The 23,674-nt window shown below is 73.6% G+C and carries 20 protein-coding genes; 10 read left to right on the forward strand and 10 right to left on the reverse strand.

Annotated elements, in window-relative coordinates:
- Nucleotides 1-71: 71 nt before the first annotated feature.
- The gene (locus ACZ4TG_RS27740) at nucleotides 72-2,600 is read right to left on the reverse strand and encodes a DUF5682 family protein (protein ID WP_468167490.1); all 2,529 of its coding nucleotides are present in this window, start codon (nucleotides 2,598-2,600) and stop codon (nucleotides 72-74) included.
- Nucleotides 2,597-3,703, reverse strand: a complete 1,107-nt coding sequence (locus ACZ4TG_RS27745; protein ID WP_468167492.1) for an ATP-binding protein — start codon at nucleotides 3,701-3,703, stop codon at nucleotides 2,597-2,599. Before ACZ4TG_RS27745 ends, ACZ4TG_RS27740 begins: the two co-directional genes overlap by 4 nt.
- Before the next feature lie 134 nt (nucleotides 3,704-3,837).
- Here ACZ4TG_RS27745 and ACZ4TG_RS27750 point away from each other — a divergent pair, with 134 nt between their 5' ends.
- Nucleotides 3,838-5,181, forward strand: coding sequence for an SWIM zinc finger family protein (locus ACZ4TG_RS27750; protein WP_468167494.1), 1,344 nt, complete (start codon nucleotides 3,838-3,840; stop codon nucleotides 5,179-5,181).
- A gap of 297 nt (nucleotides 5,182-5,478) precedes the next feature.
- Nucleotides 5,479-7,038, forward strand: a complete 1,560-nt coding sequence (locus ACZ4TG_RS27755) for a DUF5691 domain-containing protein (RefSeq protein ID WP_468167496.1) — start codon at nucleotides 5,479-5,481, stop codon at nucleotides 7,036-7,038.
- A 535-nt stretch (nucleotides 7,039-7,573) separates the two neighbouring features.
- Here ACZ4TG_RS27755 and ACZ4TG_RS27760 read toward each other — a convergent pair.
- Nucleotides 7,574-7,978, reverse strand: a complete 405-nt coding sequence (locus tag ACZ4TG_RS27760; RefSeq protein ID WP_468167498.1) for a cobalamin B12-binding domain-containing protein — start codon at nucleotides 7,976-7,978, stop codon at nucleotides 7,574-7,576.
- Nucleotides 7,979-8,326: 348 nt separating this feature from the next.
- On the opposite strand from ACZ4TG_RS27760, the gene ACZ4TG_RS27765 reads away from it, so the two are divergent.
- The 3 genes from ACZ4TG_RS27765 to ACZ4TG_RS27775 all read left to right on the forward strand — a co-directional run bounded on the left by ACZ4TG_RS27765 (nucleotide 8,327) and on the right by ACZ4TG_RS27775 (nucleotide 11,314).
- A complete protein-coding gene (locus tag ACZ4TG_RS27765) occupies nucleotides 8,327-9,121 on the forward strand; it encodes an esterase/lipase family protein (RefSeq protein WP_468167500.1) in 795 nt (264 codons plus the stop codon).
- A gap of 45 nt (nucleotides 9,122-9,166) precedes the next feature.
- A complete protein-coding gene (locus ACZ4TG_RS27770) occupies nucleotides 9,167-9,517 on the forward strand; it encodes a hypothetical protein (protein ID WP_468167502.1) in 351 nt (116 codons plus the stop codon).
- 222 nt (nucleotides 9,518-9,739) lie between these two features.
- Nucleotides 9,740-11,314 (forward strand): M23 family metallopeptidase, encoded by a 1,575-nt coding sequence (locus tag ACZ4TG_RS27775; RefSeq protein WP_468167504.1) that lies wholly within the window; start codon nucleotides 9,740-9,742, stop codon nucleotides 11,312-11,314.
- 88 nt (nucleotides 11,315-11,402) lie between these two features.
- Here ACZ4TG_RS27775 and pcrA read toward each other — a convergent pair whose 3' ends face one another.
- A complete protein-coding gene (pcrA, locus tag ACZ4TG_RS27780) occupies nucleotides 11,403-13,946 on the reverse strand; it encodes a DNA helicase PcrA (RefSeq protein ID WP_468167506.1) in 2,544 nt (847 codons plus the stop codon).
- A 131-nt stretch (nucleotides 13,947-14,077) separates the two neighbouring features.
- Nucleotides 14,078-14,386, reverse strand: a complete 309-nt coding sequence (locus ACZ4TG_RS27785; protein WP_468167508.1) for an ArsR/SmtB family transcription factor — start codon at nucleotides 14,384-14,386, stop codon at nucleotides 14,078-14,080.
- A gap of 118 nt (nucleotides 14,387-14,504) precedes the next feature.
- On the opposite strand from ACZ4TG_RS27785, the gene ACZ4TG_RS27790 reads away from it, so the two are divergent.
- The 3 genes from ACZ4TG_RS27790 (at nucleotide 14,505) to ACZ4TG_RS27800 (ending at nucleotide 17,020) form a co-directional block, all read left to right on the forward strand.
- The gene (locus ACZ4TG_RS27790) at nucleotides 14,505-15,407 is read left to right on the forward strand and encodes an alpha/beta fold hydrolase (RefSeq protein WP_468167510.1); all 903 of its coding nucleotides are present in this window, start codon (nucleotides 14,505-14,507) and stop codon (nucleotides 15,405-15,407) included.
- A gap of 90 nt (nucleotides 15,408-15,497) precedes the next feature.
- Nucleotides 15,498-15,851 carry a hypothetical protein gene (locus ACZ4TG_RS27795; protein ID WP_468167512.1) on the forward strand — a complete coding sequence of 118 codons (354 nt, stop codon included), beginning with the start codon at nucleotides 15,498-15,500 and terminating at the stop codon, nucleotides 15,849-15,851.
- Nucleotides 15,852-15,949: 98 nt separating this feature from the next.
- On the forward strand, nucleotides 15,950-17,020 hold the full coding sequence (locus ACZ4TG_RS27800) for a C40 family peptidase (RefSeq protein ID WP_468167514.1): 1,071 nt from the start codon (nucleotides 15,950-15,952) through the stop codon (nucleotides 17,018-17,020).
- A gap of 9 nt (nucleotides 17,021-17,029) precedes the next feature.
- Here the strand turns inward: ACZ4TG_RS27800 and ACZ4TG_RS27805 are convergent, their stop codons facing one another.
- The 3 genes from ACZ4TG_RS27805 to ACZ4TG_RS27815 form a co-directional block, all read right to left on the reverse strand.
- A complete protein-coding gene (locus ACZ4TG_RS27805; protein ID WP_468167516.1) occupies nucleotides 17,030-18,142 on the reverse strand; it encodes an alpha/beta hydrolase in 1,113 nt (370 codons plus the stop codon).
- A 90-nt stretch (nucleotides 18,143-18,232) separates the two neighbouring features.
- Nucleotides 18,233-18,928: a LuxR C-terminal-related transcriptional regulator gene (locus ACZ4TG_RS27810; protein ID WP_468167518.1), complete on the reverse strand. Its 696-nt coding sequence runs from the start codon at nucleotides 18,926-18,928 to the stop codon at nucleotides 18,233-18,235.
- Nucleotides 18,925-20,226, reverse strand: coding sequence for an ATP-binding protein (locus tag ACZ4TG_RS27815; protein WP_468167520.1), 1,302 nt, complete (start codon nucleotides 20,224-20,226; stop codon nucleotides 18,925-18,927). The genes ACZ4TG_RS27810 and ACZ4TG_RS27815 overlap by 4 nt, the downstream gene beginning before the upstream one ends.
- Before the next feature lie 131 nt (nucleotides 20,227-20,357).
- Between ACZ4TG_RS27815 and ACZ4TG_RS27820 the strand changes: the two genes are divergently transcribed.
- Both ACZ4TG_RS27820 and ACZ4TG_RS27825 read left to right on the forward strand, forming a co-directional pair.
- On the forward strand, nucleotides 20,358-21,674 hold the full coding sequence (locus ACZ4TG_RS27820; RefSeq protein ID WP_468167522.1) for a PspC domain-containing protein: 1,317 nt from the start codon (nucleotides 20,358-20,360) through the stop codon (nucleotides 21,672-21,674).
- Nucleotides 21,661-21,885, forward strand: a complete 225-nt coding sequence (locus ACZ4TG_RS27825) for a hypothetical protein (RefSeq protein ID WP_468167524.1) — start codon at nucleotides 21,661-21,663, stop codon at nucleotides 21,883-21,885. The genes ACZ4TG_RS27820 and ACZ4TG_RS27825 overlap by 14 nt, the downstream gene beginning before the upstream one ends.
- Here the strand turns inward: ACZ4TG_RS27825 and ACZ4TG_RS27830 are convergent.
- Together ACZ4TG_RS27830 and ACZ4TG_RS27835 are read right to left on the reverse strand one after the other, a co-directional pair.
- The gene (locus ACZ4TG_RS27830) at nucleotides 21,831-22,334 is read right to left on the reverse strand and encodes a DoxX family protein (RefSeq protein WP_468167526.1); all 504 of its coding nucleotides are present in this window, start codon (nucleotides 22,332-22,334) and stop codon (nucleotides 21,831-21,833) included. The genes ACZ4TG_RS27825 and ACZ4TG_RS27830 overlap by 55 nt on opposite strands.
- 24 nt (nucleotides 22,335-22,358) lie before the next feature.
- A complete protein-coding gene (locus ACZ4TG_RS27835) occupies nucleotides 22,359-23,624 on the reverse strand; it encodes a hypothetical protein (RefSeq protein WP_468167528.1) in 1,266 nt (421 codons plus the stop codon).
- Nucleotides 23,625-23,674: the final 50 nt, after the last annotated feature.

The raw sequence follows: 23,674 nt of genomic DNA on the forward strand, positions 1-23,674 counted from the left end.
GGGCCTGAGCCGGGGCTGGGGCCTGAGCCGACGCCGGGACCGGGGCCTGAACCGGGACCGGGGCCGGGGCCTCAGCCGACGCCGGGACCGAGGCCTGGGCCTGCGCCGGCGCCGGGACCGAGGCCTGGGCCTGCGCCAGGCGCTGAGGCCGGCGCTGGGACCTGAGCCAGCGCTGGGGCCGGGGCCTCAGCCGGGGCCTGAGCCCGGGCCTGGGCCTGGGCCTGGGCCTGGGCCTGGGCCTGGGCCTGAGCCTGGGCCTGAGCCTGGGCCTGGGCCTGAGCCGGCGCTGGGGCCTCAGCCGGTGCCAGAGCCTGGGCCGGGGCCTGCGGGGCGGCGGCGAGGATCAGGCGGACCAGGTCCGCCGCCGCGTCGGCGCGGAGCGGGTCCAGGTCGGGGGCGAAGCCGTCCGGGGCCGAACCGGTCCCCGAGCCGGCGGCCGGGCCGCCCGGGCCGCGGCGGACCAGCTCCCCCAGCGTCCGCTTGACGCCCGGCTCGTACGCCCCGAACGTCCGCCGCAGCAGCGGCAGTACGTCGATGAACGCCCCCTCCGGGACCGACACCAGCCAGGCGTCGATCAGGCCGAGCAGCCGGTCGTCGTGGATCAGCAGGGTGCCGCCCCCCGCGCTGCCGCCCGCGAAGCCCTCGATCCAGCCCGCCGCGTCGGCCGGGGCGGCCGCCGGGGACAGGGCGAGCCCCATCAGCCGCGCCGTCTCCTCGGCCGGCAGCCGCCCCTCGTCGAGCAGCAGCCGCGCCGCCCGGCCCCGGATCGGCCCGGGCACGCTGTCCCGCCCTGCCAGCGTCCGCAGCACGGCCGACCAGCGCTCCCGCAGGCCGTCCCCGTCGAGCAGCCCGACCGCGCCGTGGACGGCGTCCACGTGCCCGCGCAGTTCGGCCGCCCCGTCCGCGTCGAGCCCGGCCGCGCAGGCGGGCGGCAGCGCCACGCAGATCCGCTCCGCGAGCCCGGCCGCGACCGTGCCGAGCGCCGCCGCGTCGGTGCCGCGTACGTCCCCGTACCGGAGCGAACGCGCCAGCGCGGGCAGGGCTTTGGCGAGGCGCGCCACATCGGTGTCCAGCGCGGCCCGGTCCGCGAGGGCCCGCAGCACGGCGGGCAGCGCCTGCGAGAGCCCGGCCAGCAGGCACCGCTCGGCCAGGGCGGTGACCTCGCCCAGCTCCCCGGCTGCCGCCGCGTCGGCCTCGGCCTTGGCGGTGGCCGCACCGAGCACGGTGGTGCCCCAGATCCCGGCCTCGGCGACCCGGACCGACAGCTCCGGTTCCCAGCGGATCCGCCAGGTCTCCCGGAACGTGCCGGTGCTGCCCCGGGAGGCGGTGGGTATGCCCCAGTCGATCCCGAGCAGCCGCAGCCGGTGCAGCAGCAGGGACTTGGCCCCGTCGGTGTCCTTGCGCAGGTCGAGCTCCAGTTCGCGGTCCTGCGCCTCGGCCTTGAGCCGCAGCGAGCGCTGCCGGCGGCCGAGGTCCCGCTGGAGCGGTACGGCGGGCGCCGCGTCGGGGACTTCGCCGAGCACGTCCCCGACCACGAGCCGGTCCTCGATGAGGGCGAGCGGTATGTCGGAGCCGTCGCACATCACCGCCCTGACCGCTTCCAGGGTTTCGGTGAGTCCGGGCACCGGCCGGCCGCGGACGGCGGCCAGGGTCTCCGCCAGCCGGACGGCCTCGATGACGTGGGCGGGGCTGACCTGCCGGTCCTCGGCCCGCAGCAGGCCGGCGACCTTGGTGAGCCAGCGCTCCACCGGCCGGTCCCGGGCCTCGAAGAGGTGCGCGTACCAGCCGGGCGAGGTGATGCCCGCGCCGTACCCGCCGGCCCGGGCGAGCCTGCGGTGGGTCCAGGGCACCCAGGTGGTCTCCACCTTGACCTTGGGCAGCCCGGTGAGGAGTGCCCTGTCGGCGGCGGCGGTGGTCCTGGCGCGCAGGGCCGGGACGTGCCAGGCCCCGCAGACCACGGCGTAGTCGTCGCCGAACTCCTTGCGGGCGGCCCGCATCCGCTGCCGCATGTGGGCCTCGCGCACCTGGTCGCGGGGGTGGCCGCCGTCGCCGTAGGCCTCGCGGAGAGCCTCCATGGCCTCCCCGAGGGCCCCGAAGGCGGCGAGGGGGTCCCGTACGGTTCCGCTGCCGCGGTGCTCGACCACGTCCTCCCACCAGCGCTCCGGGTCGTCGTACCCGGCGGTCTCGGCGAGGACCGCGAGCGGGTCGATCCGGACGGCTTCGGGTCCGGGCGCGCACGGGTCCCCTTCCCGCTCCTCTTCCCGCGCGGTGGCGAGGGAGTGCGCGGCGGGGAGGTCGATGAAGCGGACGGGCACCTCCTGGTCCTGGGCCCAGCGGATGGCGGCCCACTCCGGGGAGAAGCCGGCGAGCGGCCAGAACGCGGCCCGGCCGGGGTCTTCGGCCGCGTGCGCGAGCAGGGCGACGGGCGGCCGCATCGCGGGATCGGCGGCCAGCGGCAGCAGCGCGTCCCCCTCGGGCGGCCCCTCGATGAGCACGGCCCGCGGCCGGGCGGCGTCGAGGGCCGCCCGTACCGCGCGGGCGGAGCCCGGTCCGTGGTGCCGGACGCCCAGCAGCAGCGGCCCCTTCGGGTCGGGGCTCATGCCGACACCTCCCGGCAGGCGCGGTAGAAGTCCTTCCAGCCGTCCCGCTCGCGGACCACGGTCTCCAGGTACTCCTGCCAGACCACGCGGTCGGCGGCCGGGTCGCGGACGACGGCGCCGAGGATGCCGGCGGCCACGTCGGAGGGGCGCAGGACGCCGTCCCCGAAGTGCGCGGCCAGCGCGAGACCGCCGGTGACGACCGAGATGGCCTCGGCGGTGGAGAGGGTGCCGCTGGGCGACTTCACCTTGGTGCGGCCGTCGCCGGTGATGCCGTCGCGCAGCTCGCGGAAGACGGTGACGACGCGGCGGATCTCCTCCAGGCCCTCGGGTGCGGCCGGCAGGTCGAGGGCGCGGCCCATCTGGTCGACTCGGCGGGCGACGATGTCGACCTCGGCGTCGGCGGTGGCGGGCAGGGGCAGGACGACGGTGTTGAAGCGGCGGCGGAGCGCGCTGGAGAGCTCGTTGACCCCGCGGTCACGGTCGTTGGCGGTGGCGATGAGGTTGAAGCCGCGCACGGCCTGCACCTCCTGGCCGAGTTCGGGTATCGGCAGCGTCTTCTCGGAGAGCACCGTGATGAGGGTGTCCTGGACGTCGGCGGGGATGCGGGTGAGCTCTTCGACGCGGGCGGTCATGCCCTCGGCCATGGCGCGCATGACGGGGCTGGGTACGAGGGCTTCGCGGCTGGGGCCGTGGGCCAGCAGGCGGGCGTAGTTCCAGCCGTACCGGATGGCTTCCTCGGGGGTTCCGGCGGTGCCTTGGACGAGGAGGGTGGAGTCGCCGCTGACGGCGGCGGCGAGGTGTTCGGAGACCCAGGTCTTGGCGGTGCCGGGGACGCCGAGCAGGAGCAGGGCCCGGTCGGTGGCGAGGGTGGTGACGGCGACCTCGACGATGCGGCGCGGGCCGACGTACTTGGGCGTGATGAGGGTGCCGTCGGGGAGTTCGCCGCCGAGCAGGTACGTCGCGACGGCCCACGGGGAGAGCTTCCAGCGGGCCGGGCGGGGCCGGTCGTCGGCGGCCGCCAGGGCTTTCAGTTCCTGTGCGTAGGCGTCTTCGGCGTGCGGGCGCAGTGCTTCGGTACCGGTGCCGTTCTCGGGCATGGTCATGGTCCCCCTCCATTGCTCGACAGCCGCTTCCGACTGCTGTGACCACGGTGCACCACGCCACTGACAACGCGCCCTGCTCATAGCGTTGTTGCAGGTCAGAGCGATTGTCAGTGGGGGTCTCTACGGTGGAACACATGACTGAGCAGGGGGTCCGCTGGACAGCGGAACAGGTACTGGCTCTGGCTCCTGACGATGCGTCGAGAAAGGCGGGTGCCAAGCTGGGCGGGGCGGGTCCGTGGTCGCAGACCGGAGGTTCCGCTTCCGGTGCGGTGTGGGGGTTGTGCAAGGGCAGCGGCAGCAAGCCGTACCGGACGGTCGTGGACCTGACGGGCCCGGCGTACAAGTGCTCCTGCCCGAGCCGGAAGTTCCCGTGCAAGCACGCGCTGGGACTGCTGCTGCTCTGGGCGGCGGAGGGGGTGGGTGATCCGGCACAGGCGCCGGACTGGGCAGGGGAATGGCTCTCGGAGCGGGAGGCGAAGGCCGCGCGGCCGGCTGCCGGGGCGGGCAGGCCGGCGGACGAGGAGGGGGCTCGCCGACGGGCCGAGCGGCGGGCGGCGCGGATCGGCGCGGGCGTCACCGAGCTGGAGCAGCGGCTCGGCGATCTGCTGCGCGGCGGTCTGGCCGGGCAGGAGCAGGCGGGATACGCGGGATGGGAGGAGACCGCAGCCCGGATGGTCGACGCGCAGGCGCCGGGACTGGCCGCGCGGGTAAGGGAGTTGGGTGCAATACCCGGTTGCGGCCCCGGCTGGCCCGCCCGGATGCTTGAGGAGTTCGCGCTGCTGCACCTGCTGGACAAGGCCTGGATGGGGGTGTCCGGGCTGCCGGAGCAGTTGGCCGCGACGGTTCGGACCCGGGTGGGGCTGCCGTCCTCTGCGGAGGGGGAAGTCGTACGGGACCACTGGCTCGTGTTGGCCCAGTACGACTCGGTGTCCCCGGACGGACGGCTCACCACACGCCGGATATGGCTGCGGGGGCAGGGGAGCGGGCGCCCTGCCCTGGTGCTGGACTTCGGGCCGCCCGGACGGCCGCCGGGGCTGGCGCTGCCGGTCGGACTGGTACTGGAGGCGGAAGCCCGCTTCCGGCCCGGTTCGGCGGGACTGCGGGCAGACCTCGGGGACCGCCTCGCGGCGGCCGCGCCGGGGACGAAGGCCCCGGCCGGGGTCAGCGCGGGGGCTGCCCTGGAGGCATACGGGGCCGCCCTGCGGGAGGACCCCTGGCTGGAGTCCTGGCCGGTGGTGCTGGGTCCGGTGGTGCCGATACCGGGTGAGCTGGGCTGGCAACTGGCGGACGCGGAGGGGAAGTCCGCCCTGCCGGTGCCTTTGCCCGGGGCGGGGAACAGATCCCGTTCGGGCTTGTGGCAGCTCGCCGCGTTGTCGGGCGGGGGCCCGGTGACGGTGTTCGGCGAGGTCGGCCACCGGGGGTTCACGCCGCTGACGGCCTGGCAGCCGGATTCGGCCGAGCCGGTGGCACTGGTCTGACCGGACCGGGCCCGAGGGGACCGGCGGGGAAAGCAGAAGGCGGCCGGCGCGGGGGAGCGTCGACGCCGGGGGGCTTGTCGATCGGGCCGAGCGGCCTGATCGACACGACACCGCCCAGGGAGGGGCCGGCGGCGCGGGGGCGCCGTCGGGCAGGAACGAGAAAAGCCGGGGGGCTTTGATGAACGACAACCACGCCAGCTGAAACGCGATTTAAGGCGATAAATCAGAGTACTGCTCCGGTCCCGCGGAGGGGGCGGGACCGGAGCACGGGGGCACACCACGAGGGAGGGGGTCCGCATGGACACGGGTCACGGGGACTGGGACGAGCTGGTCGGCGCCGCACTGCTGGGCACCGATCGGCGCCGGGGCGGCTCACCGGAGGCACTGCTGGAAGCGGCGGCCGTGCAGACCGTACGGCGCAGGGCCGGGCTGCGGCCGGCGCAGGCGGCTCCGCGGCCGGATGCCGCGCCGCGGGATCCGCGTCCGGAGCCGCCGGACGCGGCCCGGCGGCGGCTCGCGCAGCTGCTGGCCGGCCGGGCGGCCGCGGGCGGCTCCGGCGGGCGGCGGGGGGCCGCCCCCGATCTGACCGAACTGTTGCCGCAGTGGCTGGCCGCCGCCGGACGGCACGGATACCGCGCCCCGGCGGCACTCGTTCCGGCCCTGCTCGACGCGGCCCGGGCCCGGACGGATCTGCGGCCGCACGCGCTGGCGCTGACCGGGGCGCGGGGGCTGTGGCTGGCCCGGCTGAATCCGGACTGGCGCTTCGCGCTGCGCGGTGGGGCGGGCGGCGCCGGGGAGCTGCCGGAGGCGACGGACCGGGCGGGAGTGGAACGGCTCTGGGAGGAGGGCCTGTTCGCTGAGCGGGTCGCGCTGCTCGGTGTCGTACGGGCGCACGAGCCGGCGGCCGCGACCCGTCTGCTGGCGACCACCTGGGCGGCGGAACGGGCCGAGGACCGGCTGATGTTCCTCGATTCGCTGAGAGTGGGGCTGTCGTCGGCGGACGAGCCGTTCCTGGAGGGGGCCCTGGGCGACCGGAGCCGCAATGTCCGGGCGACGGCGGCCGAGCTACTGTCCGCGCTGACGGGCTCGGCGCTGGCCGGGCGGATGGCGGAGCGGGCGCTGGCCTGTGTGGGACCGGAGGGGGTGGAGCCGCCGGCCGACTGCGATGCGGGGATGCTGCGGGACGGGGTGGTGAAGCGGCCGCCCGCCGGGCGTGGGGAGCGGGCGTGGTGGCTGGGCCAGCTGGTGGAGGCGGCTCCGCTGTCCTGCTGGCGGGACCGGTTCGGCGGGCTGGACCCGGACGCGATAGTGGGGCTGCCGGTGGCGGAGGGCTGGGCGGAGGAACTGCATGCGGCGTGGTGCCGGGCCGCGGTGCGTCAGCGTGACCCGCAGTGGTCGAAGGCCCTGCTCGGCTCGGCCTCCGCGCCGCCCGCGGCCGGGCCGGGCACGGCCTCGCTCGCGGAGCGGGCGAAGCTGCTGTCGGTCCTGCCCGACGGGGAACGGGCGCGGTGGGTGGCGGAGTTCGTCCGGGCGCACGGGCTGTCGGAGGCGTTCCAGCTGCTGGGGGTCTGCGTGGTGCCGTGGGCGGGCGAGCTGGGCCGTGCGGTGGTGGACGCGCTGGACACGGCCCGGGAGGCGGGGAGCTACCCCTGGAGTTTCAGCGGGGTGATGGGGCTGGCCGAGCGCTGCCTGGATCCTGCGGAGGCGGTACGGCTGGAGAAGCTGACGGCGTCGTCTCAGGACCCGCCGGACGCCTCGCCCGGTGCTGCCGCGTACTGGTCGGAGGCCTTCCAGCGCCTGGTGGCCACCCTGCAGGTCAGAGCAGCGATGCTGTCGGAACTAGCCCCGCCCCACTGACCGGGCCCCTCGGCCCACCCCGGCGAACCGCCCCGGCCCGCCGGGCAGACATCGGGCCCACTGGCCCGGCGGACCGCCCCGGCCCGGGAAACCGCCCGGCCGACCGGCACGCCGAAACGCCTGCCGCAGGCCGGTGGTCTGCCCACAGGGAACCGCCCCGGCCGCCGGTCCGGCGAACCGCCCGGTCCGGGCCGACACGCTGCCTCGGCGGCGCCGGTCCGCTGACCTGGCGCTCCAGACCGCCGCTCTGACGAACGGCCTCGGCTCGTGCCCGGCGTTCTGCCTCGGCGCACCGCCCCGGACCACCGGCCAGACGCTCCGGCCCACCGACCAGGCGAACCGTATGCCGCGGCCGGCGCTCTTCCCGGCGCCCCAGCCCGGTCCGGCGCCAGGCCCGGGCCGACGCCCGGATCGGCCCGACGCCTCCGGCCCCGCCGGGTGCGCGGGTCCGTCAGCCGTGACGGCGCGGCCCAGGCGCGGGCCAAACCGCGGCGGCCAAGCCGCGCGGCCGGGTCGGGGGGCGGGCTCAGGCGGGTTACGGCTGGCGGACGTTGGCGTTGACCCAGTCGACGATCGCCGTCGTCGTGGCGCCCGGGGTGAAGATCTCGGCAACGCCCTTGGCCTTCAGGGGGGCGATGTCGTCCTCCGGGATGATGCCGCCGCCGAAGACCTTGATGTCCTCCGCGTCGCGTTCCTTCAGCAGCTCCAGCACGCGCACGAACAGCGTGTTGTGCGCACCCGAGAGGATCGAGAGGCCGATCGCGTCGGCGTCCTCCTGGATGGCGGTGTCCACGATCTGCTCGGGCGTCTGGTGGAGGCCGGTGTAGATGACCTCCATGCCCGCGTCCCGCAGCGCACGCGCGATCACCTTGGCGCCGCGGTCGTGGCCGTCGAGACCCGGCTTGGCCACCACCACACGGATCGGACCGGTCACACCCATCGCACTGCCTCCCGAGTGAACGAACGTTAAGTACAGCATCGCGCACGACTCCGTTTCGCGGTCAACCAGGAGGGGGAAATCACACGTGGGACGCCACTGATTCACCGCACCGAGTCGCCCCGCCACCGCGCCGACAGCCGCACGGCACGGTGGCGGGGCCGCTTCGGCAGCACGGCCGCGCGCCCAGCCACGACCCAAGGGGCCCAGGGGAGGCCGTTCATGGGGCTGTCCGACACGCCGCCGTCCGCACCGAAGCCACCTCCGCTGCCCCTTCCGATGTCCCTGCCGAGCTCCCTTACGGGTTCCCTTACGAGGTCTCTGCCGGAGCCTCCGTCGAAGTCCCTGCCGATGTCCCTGCTGTCGGCGGCGTCCGGGGCCGCGCTGCGCGCCGCCGTGCTGGAGGCGGTGGTGCTCACCGGGCACCTGCTGCTCTATCCCACCGGGGTGCTCGACGAGCGCCCGGCCGCCGCGCCGGCCCCCGGGGCCGCCGGGCAGCGGCCGCCGGTGCTGCTCCTGCACGGCTTCACCGACAACCGTTCCGTTTTCGTCCTGCTGCGCCGCGCCCTCGGCGCGGACGGCCGGCGGCGCGTGGAGACGTACAACTACTCCCCCTTCACCCGCGATCTGCGCTCCACCGCCCGCCACCTCGCCCGCCGCGTCGAGGAACTGTGCGAGCGCAGCGGGCAGGACCGGGTCGACCTGGTCGGGCACAGCCTCGGCGGACTGGTGGGGCGGTACTACGTCCAGCGGCTCGGCGGTGACGCCCGGGTGCGGACGCTCGTCACGCTGGGTACCCCGCACGCCGGAACCCGCGTCGCCCCCTTCATGGACGCGCACCCGCTGATCCGCCAGATACGGCCCGGTTCCGAGGTGCTGGCCGAGCTGGATGCGCCCTCGCCCGGTTGCCGGACCCGGTGCGTGGCGTTCTGGAGCGAGTTCGACGCGATCATGGCGCCCACCGGGACGGCACGCATCGACCATCCCGATCTGGACGCGGAGAACGTGCTGGTCACCGGCATCGGACACCTGGCCCTCCCGGTCCACCCCGCCGTGATCGCGGCGGTCCGGCGCGCCCTCGACGGACGGGTGGCCCGCTCCCGCACCACCGATCCGGGAACCGAAAGCCAGAGCTTGGCCATCTGACCCCCGAGAGGTGCGGTCACCACACGCACCGGGAAGTGGGCACTCATGGCGCGGCGCGGGCTCTGGGCACCGGGACTGGCGAACCTGGGCCTCGGCGTGCCCGCGATCATCCCGCTGTACCTGTCGTGGTGGCTGCTGACCGAGTACCTGCCGATGGACTGCCGGAGCACGGACGACCTCGGCAAGCCCGGCCTGACGAACTGCAATTACTCGACCCTCGACCACTCGTTCCCGGTGATGTTGCTGCTGGTCGTGACGGGTGTGCTGCTGCTCGGCGCGGTGGTCGTGGTCGACGCCGTGCTGCCGGGCCGGGAGCGGCGGAAGGTCTGGCTCGGGGCGGGCGCGCTGCTCATACCGCTGCCGTTCGCCGTACTCCTGGCACTCAGCCGGATGTGAAGGTTCCGCGCCCATAGTCGAACGAATTTCGAACTCAAGGCCAAGGCTGCGTCTTTCCGCGACCGAAAGGCGGCCGAATGCCCGGTTCCCGCGAGGCCGAAACCCTCCGAAGATTGTCGTTGCCAGTAACCGCCGGGTACAGTCACGCCACTGCTCTCCTCCGGTGAACCTTGAGTTCCCCGGCCACCCAGGCCCCCCACTGCCGAGGCGAAAGAGAAGTTGGTGAACGACCGCCCCTCGTCGGGCCAGTACCCGGAGCCCGGGTATGACGGCCTTTCCACCACCACTTTCGCTGGTGATCAGTCGTACGTCTCCTATGAAACGCAGGGCCAGGGCTACAACTACGCTGCTTCGGGCGCCTACGACGCCTACGGCAACTACCAGTCCACGGGTACGTACGACACCACCGCCTGGGCCGGACAGGACAGTTACCTGTCGACCATCCCCAGCCAGGGCGTCCCCGAGGACACCACCGGCCAGTGGGACGCGAGCGCCTGGAACTCCGCGGGCACCGACTACCAGCCGACTTCCTTCGGCTACGAGTCCGCCGGCGCGGAGCAGACCGGCCAGTGGTCCACCTTCCCCGGCTACGGCCAGGACACCGGCACGTACGACGCGACCGCATGGAACGGCGGCAACGCCGGGACGGCCGCCCCGGAGCAGCAGTCCCAGCCCGAGGCCGGGTACGCGTACTCGTACGGGTACGACACCAGCGCCGACCAGGCCGCACCCGCTTACGCGTACGAGGCCACGACCGTCGTCCCGGTCACCGTCGCCGAGCCGTACGCGGGCGACACCGCCGTCTTCGAGGCCGTCCCCGAAACGTTCCCCGAGGCGTTCCCGGAGACGTTCTCCGAACCGCTCTCCGAACCGCTCTCCGACGAGGACTCCCAGCCGTCGGGCGCCGTGCACGACATGCCCACCCAGGCCATGCCCGTCACCCCGGGCCCGGCATCCGAGTCGCGTGCCACGCGCCGCGCCGCCGCGCCCGCCAAGGGCGGCAGCAAGAGCAGCGCCAAGGTCGGTACGAAGACCACCGCGAAGGCCGGCGGCAACAGCCGGCGCCGCACCCCGGCGAAGCGTTCCGCCCTGCTGACCGTGGCCGTCCCCTCCGTGTGCGTGATGGGGGTCGCGGGAGTCGCAGCCGCCTCCGTCGGCGGACTCACCGGCACCGAGAAGCCGGCCGAGGAAACCACCACGATGGCCGCGCCCGACCCGGCCTCGGTGAAGCCGGTCGCGGCGAACAACAAGCTCGACACCCAGCTGGCCGCGCTCAGCGCGGACGCGGGCGACTTCGCCGACCGCGCGAGCCGCACGCAGGAGCGCATCGACCTCAAGGAACGCCAGGACGAAGAGAAGAAGAAGCGGGCCGAGGAGGCCGCGGCCAAGGAGGCCGCCCGCCCCAAGTTCGCGGTCCCGGTCTCCCAGCACGGTCTCAGCGCCGGGTTCGGACAGGCCGGCGGCATGTGGATGTCGGTGCACACCGGCATCGACTTCCCGGTCTCTTACGGCACTCCGGTCATGTCCGCCACCGACGGCACCGTCCGCACGCAGTGGAACAGCGCCTACGGGAACATGGCCATAGTGACCTCGCCCGACGGAACCGAGACCTGGTACTGCCACCTCAGCAGCACCAAGATCCGGTCCGGCAAGGTCAAGGCCGGCGACGTGATCGCGTACTCCGGCAACTCCGGCAACTCCACCGGCCCGCACCTCCACTTCGAGGTCCGGCCCGGCGGCGGCTCCCCGATCGACCCCCAGTCGTGGCTGCGCAGCCACGGCCTGGACCCGACCTGAGCCGTCCCGCCGAACTCCCCCCGGCGGTAGCCACGAAGCTACCGCCGCGCCCCGATCCCGCGCCCGCGCCCCGGGCCCGTGCCAGCGCCTACAGCTTCTGCACCGGCGCGTAGCGCAGCAGCAGCCGCTTCGGCTTGTCGTCCCCGAAGTCGATGGTGGCCTGCGCGTCCGCGCCGGCTCCCTTGACCTCCATGACGGTGCCCAGCCCGAACTGGTCGTGCGTGACCCGGTCCCCGACCACCAGCGTGATGACCGGCTTGTCGGCGGCGCGGCGCGTGGCGAACCCCGAGGGGCCCGACTTCGTACGCGACGAGGACAGGAAGGACTCCGGCGAGGTCCCGAACGAGGGCTTCGACCCGGAGGAGCCCGAACCGTAGCCCGAACTCCGCATCGGACCGGCCGGCTTCTGGGACGCGCCCGTGCGCTTCCACTGCAGGTACTCCGGCGGGATCTCCTCGAGGAACCGCGACGGCGGGTTGTACGAGGGCGTGCCCCAGGCGCTGCGCATCGAGGAGCGCGTCAGGTACAGCCGCTCGCGCGCCCGCGTGATGCCGACGTACGCCAGTCGGCGCTCCTCCTCCAGCTCCTTGGTCTGGCCCAGCGCGCGCATGTGCGGGAACACCCCGTCCTCCATGCCGGTCAGGAAGACCACCGGGAATTCGAGGCCCTTGGCGGTGTGCAGGGTCATCAGCGTGATGACTCCGCTGCCGTCGGTGTCCTCCTCGGGGATCTGGTCGGAGTCCGCGACGAGCGCGACCTGCTCCAGGAACTCCGCGAGCGTCCCCGGACCGGGACCCGGGCCGGCGCCGGGGCCGGCCCCCGCGCCCGCGTCGGCAGCCGCCGGATTCTCGGTGTCGGCCCGCGCCTGCTCGAACTCGAGCGCCACGGCGGCCAGTTCCTGGAGGTTCTCGATCCGGGTCTCGTCCTGCGGGTCGGTCGAGGCCTGGAGCTCCGCGAGGTAGCCCGTACGCTCCAGCACCGCCTCCAGCACCACCGCCGGGCCGGCGCCGGAGTCGACGATGGTCCGCAGCTCCTCCATCAGCACGTTGAACCGCTTGACGGCGTTGGTCGAGCGCGCGGCCATGCCGAAGGCCTCGTCCACCCGGCGCAGCGCCTGCGGGAAGGTGATCTTCTCGCGCATCGCGAGGGCGTCGATCATCGCCTCGGCGCGCTCGCCGATACCGCGCTTGGGCACGTTCAGGATGCGGCGGAGCGGGACGTTGTCCTCGGGGTTGGCGAGGACGCGCAGGTACGCCAGGACGTCCCGGACCTCCTTGCGCTCGTAGAAGCGGACGCCGCCGACGACCTTGTAGGGCAGGCCCACGCGGATGAAGATCTCCTCGAAGACGCGCGACTGCGCGTTCGTCCGGTAGAAGATCGCGACGTCGCCCGCCCTGGCGTCTTCGGCGTCGGTGAGGCGGTCGATCTCGTCGGCGACGAACTGCGCCTCGTCGTGCTCGGTGTCCGCGACGTAGCCGGTGATGACCGCGCCGGTGCCGGCTTCGGTCCACAGGTTCTTCGCGCGGCGGTTCTCGTTGCGCTCGATGACGGCGTTGGCGGCGGACAGGATCGTCTGCGTGGAGCGGTAGTTCTGCTCCAGCAGGATCGTCGTCGCGTCCGCGTAGTCCTCCTCGAACTGGAGGATGTTGCGGATGGTCGCGCCGCGGAAGGCGTAGATCGACTGGTCGGCGTCACCCACCACGCACAGTTCGGCGGGCGGCAGGTCGGGGTAGCCGGTGCCGACCAGCTCGCGCACCAGCGTGTACTGGGCGTGGTTGGTGTCCTGGTACTCGTCGACCAGGACGTGCCGGAAGCGGCGCCGGTAGTGCTCGGCGACCTCCGGGAACGCCTGGAGCAGGTGCACCGTGGTCATGATGATGTCGTCGAAGTCGAGGGCGTTGGCTTCGCGCAGCCGCCCCTGGTACATCGCGTAGGCCTGGGCCAGCGTCTTCTCGAAGCCGTCCGCCGCCTGGCCCGCGAACGCGTCCTCGTCGATCAGCTCGTTCTTGAGGTTCGAGATCTTCGCGTTGAAGGACTTGGGCGGGAACTTCTTCGGGTCCAGGTCCAGGTCGCGGCAGACGAGCGCCATCAGGCGCTTCGAGTCGGCCGCGTCGTAGATCGAGAACGAGGAGGTGAAGCCCAGCCGCTTCGACTCACGGCGCAGGATGCGCACGCACGCGCTGTGGAAGGTCGAGACCCACATGGCGTTGGCGCGCGGGCCGACGAGGCCCTCGACGCGCTCCTTCATCTCGCCGGCGGCCTTGTTGGTGAAGGTGATCGCCAGGATCTGGCCCGGGTGGACCCCGCGCGCGGCCAGCAGGTGGCCGATGCGGTGGGTCAGGACGCGGGTCTTGCCGGAGCCGGCGCCGGCCACGATGAGCAGCGGGGAGCCCGCGTGCACCACGGCGGCGCGCTGCTCCGCGTTCAGCCCGTCCAGGAGCGCCGCCGGGTCGATGACGGGCTTGGGTGCCCCGTCCCGGTAGTACGCGTCCCCGCTCATGGGTACGTCGAACCGGCCCCCGAAGAGATCGTCCGCGCCCGCTTCCGGGGCGGGGTGGTCCTCGGGCGGCGGCGGGACCTCGTCGGAGGGGGAGAGGTCCGCCAGGAAACTGTCGTCAAAGAGGCTGCTCATCGCCATCCGAGTCTAGGGGGCCGGACCGACAGCCGGTCCCGGCCCCGGAAAATCGTCCGCATCCGGGCCCTCCGCCGGGGCGGGGAGGGGCGGGGCGGGCGGGCGGGCGGGCGGGCGGGCGGGCGGGCGGGTCAGCCGAGCACGATCCGCAGCAGCCCCGGGAAGCGCAGCTCCAGGTCTTCGCGCCGCAGTGCGAGGTAGAGCTTGCGGCCCGCGGGGCGCTGGCAGATCACACCGCTCTCGCGGAGCGTCCTGAGGTGGTGCGTGACGCTCGACCGCGGCAGGTCGGGTACGACCTCGCCGCAGAACGCCTCCTCGCCGGAGGCGAGCCTGCGGACGATCTCCAGCCGGACGGGATGTCCGAGCGCGGCGAGGACCTCGGCCAGCTCCAGGTCCTCGGGGGCGGGGTGGGTGGGCGCAGCAGCGGTAGTGGCAGCCATGCCTCCACTGTACGCAGATCTCGTACGGACCTTGCCTGACCGTACGAAGATCTCGTACAGTCCTGTTCGTACGAGATCTTCGTACGGTCAATCCGATGTTCCGACGTGAGGACACCCCATGCCCGCTCCCCTGGACGCCCTGGACGACGCCACCCTGGCCGCCTCCCTCGAAGGCGGTTTCACCAGCCGTCACGCCGAGGTCAACGGCATCCGCCTGCACTACGTCGACAGCGGAGCGGCCGGCGGCCGCGAGCCGCTCGTGCTCCTCGGCGGCTGGCCGCAGACCTGGTGGCAGTGGGCGAAGGTGATGCCGGAGCTGGCCCGCCGGTACCGGGTCATCGCCGTGGACCTGCGCGGCATGGGCTCCTCCGCCCGGCCCGAGGGCGGCTACGACAAGAAGACGATGGCCGCCGACATCCACGGCCTCCTCACCCACCTCGGCATCGAGCGCGCCCACATCGCGGGCCACGACATCGGCGCGATGGTCGCCTACGCCCACGCCGCCAACCACCCCGAGGCCACCGGCCGGGTCGCCCTCCTCGACGTCTCGCACCCCGACGAGCACTGGTACGAGGGGACCCTCCTGCCCCGGCCGGGGCACTGGCACAAGTGGTGGTTCGCCTTCAACCAGGTGCAGGACCTCCCCGAGCAGCTGCTGGCCGGGCGGTACCACCTCCTCCTGGAGTGGCTGTTCACGAACGCCGCCACCGACCCCGCCACGATCGACGCCCACTCCCGGGCGGTGTACGCGGCGGCGTACGACACCCCGGAGGCGATCCGGGCGTCCAACGACTGGTACCGCGCCTTCGGCCAGGACATAGCGGACCTCGCGACGTACGCCCCCGTCGACGCCCCGCTGCTCGCCCTCGGCGGCGAGTTCAGCAACTACGAGCTGCTGACCACCGCCGTGCCCCCGCTCGGCAAGGACACCGAGGTCGTCCGCATCGACGACAGCGGCCACTACCTCCCGGAGGAACAGCCCCGGGCGGTCGTGAAGGAACTGGTCCGCTTCTTCGGCTGACGACCCGCCCGTACGGCCGCCCGTTTGGCCGCCCGGCCCCCCGCCCACCTGGCCGGAGTCCGCCGACGGGCGCCCCGTACGCTCGTCGGCATGGACGTACTCATCAAGGTCTTCGTCGGTCTGCACATCATCGGGATCGCCTCGCTCCTCGGCGGGTTCCTCACCCAGATGAAGGCGATGAGCGCCGGCACCGCCCGCTTCGTGCCCGCCATGCTGCACGGCGCGCTGACCATGCTCGTGACCGGCGTACTGCTGGTGGGATTCCGCGAGATAGACGGCGGTACGGTCAACAACGTCAAGATCGGCGTGAAGCTCGCGATCCTCTTCGTGATCCTCGCCCTGGTCTACGTGAAGCGCGACGAGGAGCGGGTGGACAAGGCGGTCTTCGGAGCGGTCGGCGGACTGACCGTGGTCAATATCTTTATCGCCCTCCTCTGGCACTGACCGGTCAACTGCGGTCAGTTCGGATCATCTCGTCATCTCCCCGTTACCTTCAGGTTTAGCGTCCTCCCCCAAGACCAACGGAAGGACGTGAAGCCCCCGTGGCCAGTCATCGAAAGCCCAGGCAGCGCCCGCTCTCCGGCGGCCCGGCGGTACGGACCGCGGCCACCACCCTCGCCCTCGCGGGCGCTGCCTCCGCCACCGCCTTCGAAGGCACCTCCCAGGCCGAGCCCCGGCAGACTCCCGCCCAGGTGAAGGCGGAGGTGGACCGGCTCTACGAGGAGGCCGAGGAGGCGACCGAGCGGTACAACGGGGCGAAGGAGAAGGCCGAGGAGGCCGAGCGGGCCCTGACCGGCCTGCGCGACGAGAGCGCCCGCAGGACCGACCGGCTCAACGCCGCCCGCAGCGCCCTCGGTTCGGTCGCCGCCACCCAGTACCGCAGCGGGGGGCTCGGGCCCGCCGTGCAGCTGGCGATGGCCCGCGATCCGAAGGACTACCTGGACCGGGCCGCGTTCCTCAGCCGGACCGGCGACCGCACCGCCGCGGAGGTGTCCTCCGTACGCCGGCAGCTGGACGAGGTCGGGCAGTTGCGCGAGAAGGCCTCCGGGCGCCTCGCCGACCTGCGGGCCCGGCAGGACGAACTCGCGGAGACCAAGGCCCTCGTGGAGGGCAAGCTGAGCACCGCCAAGCAGCTGCTGGCCAAGCTGACCGCCGAGGAGCGGGCGGCGTACGAGGCGCAGTCCGCGCCCGCCACCCCGCCCGTCACCGCCGCCGCCCCCGTGGCCGCGCCGCACGCGCCGCACGCGGGCGCGCCCGCCGACGGCTCCCGCGCCGCCCGGGCCGTCGCCTTCGCGTACGGGGCCATCGGCAAGCCGTACGTATGGGGCGCGACCGGACCGGGCTCGTTCGACTGCTCGGGCCTGACCCAGGCGGCCTGGCGCGCGGCCGGGGTCTCGCTGCCCCGCACCACCTACACCCAGATCAACGCCGGCCGGCGGGTCTCCCGGGACCAGCTGGCCCCCGGCGACCTGGTCTTCTTCTACTCCGGGGTGACGCACGTCGGCCTGTACATCGGCAACGGCCAGATGATCCACGCCCCGCGCCCCGGTTCGACGGTCCGGTTGGCCCCGGTGGACTCGATGCCCTGGGCCGGCGCCTCCCGCCCGGCGTAGCGCCCGCCGTCAGGGGGCCTTGACCTGCTGGCTCAGCCAGCCGAAGGTCTGCGGCAGCTGCTTCGACCACGAGTCGAGGTTGTGGCCGCCGGTGACCTTCTCCGCGTGCACCGAGGTCGGGTTCTTCGCGAGCGCCTTGAGGTCCGTGCCGGACAGGTAGCCGTCCTGTTCGGCGCCCGACATCCACAGCGCGACCGCCGGCGGCGTGGGCGCGGCCTGGAGCAGGTTCTTCAGGTTGTGGGTGCGGCGCAGCTCGGGGTCCTGTGCGACCAGCGAGGACGGCTCCTGGCCGGGGTCGTTGTAGCCGGACAGCGAGACGGCCGCGCTGTAGCGGTCGGGGTGCAGGATCCCCAGCTTGGCGGCGCAGTACGCGCCGGCCGAGTAGCCGGCCACGCCCCAGGTCCGGGCCTCGTCCGAAGCCCGGAAGTTGTCGGTGACCATCTTGCGCACGTCGACGCTGAACCAGCTGTCCGCGTTGACCTTGCCGGGGATGTTCGCGCAGCCGGTGTCGCCGTTGCCGATGAGCATGGCGCGCGGCGAGACCAGGATGAACGGCTGCACCTTGCCGCTCTTCATCAGGGGCTCCAGCACCTCGTGCGCCTTGAGCCCCTGGAACCAGGACTTCCCCGTTCCCGGTATGCCGGGGATCAGTTCGACGACCGGGAACTTCCTGTCCTTGAAGGCCGGGTCGTCGTACTGCGGCGGCAGCCAGACCATGACGTCGCCCCGGACCCCGGAGATCCTGCCGTCGAGCTCGGTCTTCTGGACGCGTCCGCCGAGGCCCTCCACCGGCTGGAACGCCTGCTTCACCTTCGGTTCGGCCTTGACCTCGGCGGCCTTCTTCCCGCCGAGCCCGTCCGGGCCGAGGTCGGGGGCGGCGGTGACGTACTTGCCGGTGCCGAGCAGGTCCCCCCAGGAGGCGTAGAAGTTCATGTCCCGGTTGACCGCGACGAACACCAGGGCGATGGCGGTGGCCTGGGCGAAGACCAGCATCAGGCAGCGCGTGGCGACGCGTACGACGGCGGGGCCGCGCGCCTTGCTCCACAGCAGCAGCGGAAGGAGGACGGCGATCGCCGTGAGGGCGATCGCCGTCGCGAAGAGGGGGGTCCCCGTCAAGCTCATCACGCCTGCGAAGAGGCCCCCCACGGGCACCCGGGTTCCCCGTGACCGGTGCGTCGTGGATCACAGGCCCCGTCTGCCGGGGCCCGTGCGTCACACCAGGCGGCGGGCCGTGGCCCAGCGGGTCAGCTCGTGCCGGTTGGACAGCTGGAGCTTGCGCAGGACGGCCGAGACGTGGGACTCCACCGTCTTCACCGAGATGAACAGCTGCTTGGCGATCTCCTTGTACGCGTAGCCGCGCGCGATCAGCCGCAGCACCTCGCGCTCGCGCTGGGTGAGGCGGTCCAGGTCCTCGTCCACCGGCGGCGCGTCCGTGGAGGCGAAGGCGTCGAGCACGAACCCGGCGAGCCGGGGCGAGAACACCGCGTCCCCGTCCTGGACGCGGAAGACGGAGTCCACCAGGTCGGTGCCGGTGATGGTCTTGGTGACGTAGCCGCGCGCGCCGCCCCGGATGACCCCGATGACGTCCTCGGCGGCGTCCGACACCGACAGGGCCAGGAACCGCACCGGGTTCTCGGCCGCCGCCATCAGCGGGGCGCAGCGCCGCAGCACCTCGACACCGCCGCCGCCGGGCAGGTGCACGTCGAGCAGCACCACCTCGGGGCGGGTGGCGGTGATGACGGTGACGGCCTGGTCGACGTCGGCGGCCTCGCCGACGACCTCGACGCCGGTCCGGGCGGTCTCGCCGATCTCGGCCTGTACGCCGGTGCGGAACATCCGGTGGTCGTCGACGAGCACCACCCGGACCTGCCTGCTCGCCGCGCCGGTGGTCGCGTTGTCCTCGGTCATGCTGCGTTCGCCGCCCTCTCCATCTCCAGCTCGACTACCGTGCCGCCGTCGGGCGCGGACCGCAGCACCGCGGTCCCGCCGTTGCGCTGCATCCGGCCGATGATCGATTCTCGTACGCCCATCCGGTCGTCCGGTACCGCGTCGATGTCGAAGCCCGGTCCGCGGTCGCGTACGGACACGAACACCGTGCGGCCCTCGACCTCCGCGTACACCTGCACCGGCCCGCCCTCGCCACCGTACTTGGCGGCGTTGACCATTGCCTCGCGTGCGGCCTGGATCTGGGCGGCCAGCTTCTCGTCGAGGGGGCAGTCGCCGACGACGACGACCTCGATGGGGACGCCGTGGTGGTCCTCCACCTCGGCGGCGGTCTTCTTCACGGCGTCCGCGAGGGTGGCCGGTTCCTCGGCCTCGTCCTTGCCGGTGCCCTCCGGCTTGTACAGCCAGTTCCGCAGCTCGCGTTCCTGGGCGCGGGCGAGCCGGCGCACCTCGCCCACGTCCTCGGCGTTGCGCTGGATCAGGGTGAGGGTGTGCAGCACGGAGTCGTGGACGTGGGCGGCGACCTCGGCGCGCTCCTGGGCGCGGATGCGCATCAGGCGTTCCTCGGAGAGGTCCTGGGTCATCCGGATCAGCCAGGGTCCGGCGAGGAGGGCGACGCCGACGAGGACGGCGAGGGTGGCGGTGAGTACGTTGCCCAGCTGGGCGGCGGAGCCCCGTACGACGATGAAGACGGTCAGGCCGACGCCGACCAGCGCGACCCCGGCGAGGGCCCGGGCGGTCTGGAGCAGGCGTCCGTGCCGTCCGGCGGCGGAGGTCCAGTGGGCGCGGCGGGCGTTGTCGGCCTGGCGCCACACCAGGATCACGCCGGCTCCGACGAGGAGCGTCGGCCAGATGTAGCGGCCGTTGGTGCCGCCGACCTGGAGCTGCGAGATGAAGATGCCGGCGCCGACGCACAGCGCGATCAGCGCGGTGATCTGCCCCTTCTCGGGCTTGCGCAGGCGCCGGGTGCCGTCGGGCAGGGTCTCGAAGTAGGAGCGGTGTCCGGTGCGGCCGCCGACGCCGAGCGGTACGAAGACCCAGAAGGCGGCGTACAGCAGGACGCCGAGGCCGTCCCCCCACATGAACAGCCCGAGGAAGGCGAGCCGGACCCAGATGACGGGCAGCCCGAGGTGCCCGGCGAGGCCGCGCGCGACGCCGCCGAGCATCCGGCCGTCGGCGCTGCGGTAGAGCTTGCGCTGCGGTGCTTCGGCGCGGTCGGAGGGGGGCGGTGCGTGCGGGGTGCGGGCGGCTGCTGCGGGCATGTCACCGATGGTCACACGCCCGGCGGGCCGGGGACATCGGGAATTCCCCCCAGTCGGATCGGGGGGATATCAGGGTTGTCCCAGGGTCGGACCCGATGCTCCGGGGTCGCGGCGCCCGTCACCATGGACGCATGACCGAAGTACACGACGCTCCGCACGGGGGTCCCCCCGGACGCACTCCGGGGGAGGATGCCGGTGCCCCCGCACCCTCGGACCGCTCCCCCCTGCGCCGCAGCAGGCAGGACAAGGTGCTCGCGGGGGTGTGCGGCGGGCTCGGCCGGTACTTCGACCTGGACCCGGTGGTGTTCCGGATCGTGCTGGGCGTCCTCGCGGTCACGGGCGGGGTCGGTCTGATCTTCTACGGGTTCGCGTGGCTGCTGCTCCCCCAGGAAGGCGACGACGAGTCGGAGGCGAAGAAGCTTCTGACGGGCCGGGTGGAGGGGGCCACGCTGGCCGCGCTGTTCGCGGCGCTGGTGGGCTGCGCACTGTTCCTGTCGATGCTGGACAACGGCGGGCTCGCGGTCTTCTCCGTGCTGGTGATCCTGGCCCTCGGCGGGGCCTCGTACTGGTCCCAGCGGCGCCGGGCCGCCGCCCCCGCGCAGGCGCAGTCCCCGGCGGCGCACCGGCCGGTGCCGCCGCCCGAGACGAAGGCCCCGCCCGTGCCGGGCAGCCCCTCCTGGTGGCGGGACCCGCTGGTGAAGGACGGTACGACCGGGCCCGTGGGGGCCACCGGCTACCTGTGGGGGCCCGACGGGGCCGACGCCCCCGGGGGGGACGCTCCGACGGCTCCCGCACCGGCCTTCCCGGCCGTACCGCGCGGCGGGATCGGCGGCCGGGTCTTCGTACTGGCCCTGCTGGCCGGGGCCGTGGGCGCCGCCTCCGTCTGGGAGGGCAGCACCCTCTCGCACGCCCTGCAGATCGGGCTGGCCGCTTCGCTGGCCGTCTTCGGCCTGGGCCTGGCCGTCAGTTCGGTCAAGGGCCGCACCGGTTTCGGCACCGTCCTGCTGTCCCTGATCACCGCCGGGCTGCTGGCCGGGGCGACGACGCTGCCGAAGGAGATCGGCACCGACTGGCAGAAGGTGGCCTGGCGGCCGGCCGCGGTGGCCGACGTACGGCCCGCGTACGAGGCGGGCACCGGGATGGCCACCTTGGACCTGAGCCGCCTGGACGTGCCGAAGGGCACCACCTTGACGGTCCGCGCCTCCATCGAGGCGGGCCTGCTGAAGGTGATCGTGCCCCGCGAGGTCACCGCACAGGCCGGCATGTCGATCCGGCTGGGCGACCTCCAGCTGCCCGGCGACACCGGCCAGGACGTACGCATCAAGCGCGGCGGCGAAACCCGGCAGGCGACCCTGCCCCCCGCCCCCGGCACCGAGGCCGGCGGGACGATCGAACTGCACCTCGACGCGGGTGTCGGACAGGTGGAGGTGGCCCGTGCGGCGTCATGAGTTCCAGCCCGGGCGGCTGATCGCGGGCCTGGTCCTGCTCACGGCGGGCGTGCTCTGCCTGCTGGACGCGACCGGCCAGGCCGACCTGCCCTGGCTCGCCGTCGTACCGCTGGCCGTCGGCGGGCTCGCGCTCGCCGCCGTGGTCGGGGTCGTGACCTACGCCGTCCGCCGGGACCGGCGCGACGGGATCAGGGAGTCCAGCGACAGGTAGGGCGCCCCGGCGAGGATCAGCGGGATCCAGGCCATCAGGTAGATCAGGTCGTTGCCGTAGTAGTACGGGGTGACCGCCCAGGAGACCGTGAGCCACAGGCTGAGCGAGATCAGCGCTCCGCCCACGGCCGCGATCCGGGTCAGCAGCCCGGCCAGGACCCCGAGGCCGACGAGGAGCTCCCCGATGGCCAGGGCGATCGCGAATCCGACGGGCGCCTTGAGGGCGAGGTCCACCAGGGCGGGGATCGCGGAGGTGTCGCGCACCCCGCGCATCAGGTCGCCGATGGAGCCGTCGCCGGTGGCGGACAGGAACGCGGAGTCGGTGAGCTTGTCCAGACCCGCGTACACGAAGGTCACGCCCAGGAAGACGCGCAGCGGAAGGAGTGCGTGCCGGGCGGCCAGTTCCCGCAGGCCGGGGGCGGCACCGGAAGGGACGTCAGTTCGGGTCACGCCCCATGTGTACCCCGTTCCCGTTCACTCCGCGACGTCGATGCTGCAGCGGTTGGATTCCACCCCGGCGGCGGTCACCACCTGGATCTCGACCCGGCCCGGCTCCACCTCGGCCGGCACCGGCACGGTCAGCACGGCGTCGGAGGGGTTGGTGAACCCGCCCGCCACCGGCACCAGCGGTACGTGCACGTGGACGCTGCCGATGCGCACCACCAGCCGGGCCAGCATCTCCGGCGTCTGCGCGCCCGGGGGCACGAAACCCACGCCCCGGATCTCGATGTCGTCCCCGGGGCGCACGGCCGCGTCCAGATCCCCGGGCTCCCGTCTGCGCACCACCGACAGCACCAGCGGACGGCTCCCCTCCGCGTACTTCGCGGCGAGGTACACGGCGGCCGACAGGGCCACCAGCAGGGCAAGCGCCCACGGCAGCCGCGGCAGCCGGTCCGGGAAGCGGGCCAGCGACACGGCCGCGTAGGCCAGCACCACCGTGGAGACCAGCACGTACTGGGCGTCCGGGAAACTCCCCCGGCCGGCGTCGTCCGTCAGCAGGTCCGCCCCGGCCGGGCGGTCCGCCGGAAGCTTCTGGAGCCGCTGGCCCATGATCCGTACGGAGACCACCCGGCGCACCAGCACCGCCACCCCCGAGGTCAGCGCGAGCACCGCCAGCAGCGGCAGCGCCCGCCCCAGCGCCAGCCCTTCGTACAGCGCCTCCCGCTGCGGCCCGGGCGAGGAGGCGGCCAGGCGCAGCGCGGGCAGCAGGGCGGCGAAGGAGGTCAGCACCAGCCAGGCGGCCGGGACCGCCTTGGAGGTGGACAGCCGGTTGTCCTCGCCGACCAGCGGCGCCAGCAGCCCGCCGCGCAGCGACTGGGCCCGGGCCGCGACGGTGAGCAGCCCGGCCAGGACCAGGGCGGCCAGCAGTCCGGCGGTGCGGGCGGTGGACCAGCCGGTGCCCAGCGCGGTGCCGACCTGGACCACCAGCAGGACTCCGGCGGCGATCCACAGGGTGAGGACGGCCCGCCGGGAGAGCAGGTACAGCCAGGAGTGACCGGCCTCCCGGCCCCGGTCGGCGACCGTGCGGGCGGACAGGGTCAGCTCGTCGGAGACCCACTGGCGGGAGGCTCCGGCGGACCGGGCGACCGCGGCAGGCAGGCCCTGCCCGGCCGCGAACTCGTCCCGCTTCTCCAGGAACGCGGCCACCGCCCGGCGGTGTCCCTCCCGCGCGCCGTGGGGGCAGTCGTCGCAGGTGCAGGCGCCGCCGTGGGTACTTCGGGGGATCTCTTGGACAGCCACGTGCGTGCCGCCTCTCTGAACTCCGGTGCAATGCCAGCGAATTGTGCACC

It is taken from the genome of Streptomyces sp. NPDC028314 (genome assembly GCF_055565795.1).

Excerpts from the sequence above, each read along its gene's own strand:
- ACZ4TG_RS27760 (WP_468167498.1), bottom strand. The coding sequence starts at position 7,978 with ATGGGTGTGACCGGTCCGATCCGTGTGGTGGTGGCCAAGCCGGGTCTC.
- ACZ4TG_RS27765 (WP_468167500.1), top strand. The coding sequence starts at position 8,327 with ATGTCCCTGCTGTCGGCGGCGTCCGGGGCCGCGCTGCGCGCCGCCGTG.
- ACZ4TG_RS27755 (WP_468167496.1), top strand. The coding sequence starts at position 5,479 with ATGGACACGGGTCACGGGGACTGGGACGAGCTGGTCGGCGCCGCACTG.
- ACZ4TG_RS27770 (WP_468167502.1), top strand. The coding sequence starts at position 9,167 with ATGGCGCGGCGCGGGCTCTGGGCACCGGGACTGGCGAACCTGGGCCTC.
- ACZ4TG_RS27750 (WP_468167494.1), top strand. The coding sequence starts at position 3,838 with ATGACTGAGCAGGGGGTCCGCTGGACAGCGGAACAGGTACTGGCTCTG.
- ACZ4TG_RS27805 (WP_468167516.1), bottom strand. The coding sequence starts at position 18,142 with ATGAGCTTGACGGGGACCCCCCTCTTCGCGACGGCGATCGCCCTCACG.
- ACZ4TG_RS27795 (WP_468167512.1), top strand. The coding sequence starts at position 15,498 with ATGGACGTACTCATCAAGGTCTTCGTCGGTCTGCACATCATCGGGATC.
- ACZ4TG_RS27810 (WP_468167518.1), bottom strand. The coding sequence starts at position 18,928 with ATGACCGAGGACAACGCGACCACCGGCGCGGCGAGCAGGCAGGTCCGG.
- ACZ4TG_RS27740 (WP_468167490.1), bottom strand. The coding sequence starts at position 2,600 with ATGAGCCCCGACCCGAAGGGGCCGCTGCTGCTGGGCGTCCGGCACCAC.
- pcrA (WP_468167506.1), bottom strand. The coding sequence starts at position 13,946 with ATGAGCAGCCTCTTTGACGACAGTTTCCTGGCGGACCTCTCCCCCTCC.
- ACZ4TG_RS27820 (WP_468167522.1), top strand. The coding sequence starts at position 20,358 with ATGACCGAAGTACACGACGCTCCGCACGGGGGTCCCCCCGGACGCACT.
- ACZ4TG_RS27815 (WP_468167520.1), bottom strand. The coding sequence starts at position 20,226 with ATGCCCGCAGCAGCCGCCCGCACCCCGCACGCACCGCCCCCCTCCGAC.
- ACZ4TG_RS27790 (WP_468167510.1), top strand. The coding sequence starts at position 14,505 with ATGCCCGCTCCCCTGGACGCCCTGGACGACGCCACCCTGGCCGCCTCC.
- ACZ4TG_RS27785 (WP_468167508.1), bottom strand. The coding sequence starts at position 14,386 with ATGGCTGCCACTACCGCTGCTGCGCCCACCCACCCCGCCCCCGAGGAC.
- ACZ4TG_RS27745 (WP_468167492.1), bottom strand. The coding sequence starts at position 3,703 with ATGACCATGCCCGAGAACGGCACCGGTACCGAAGCACTGCGCCCGCAC.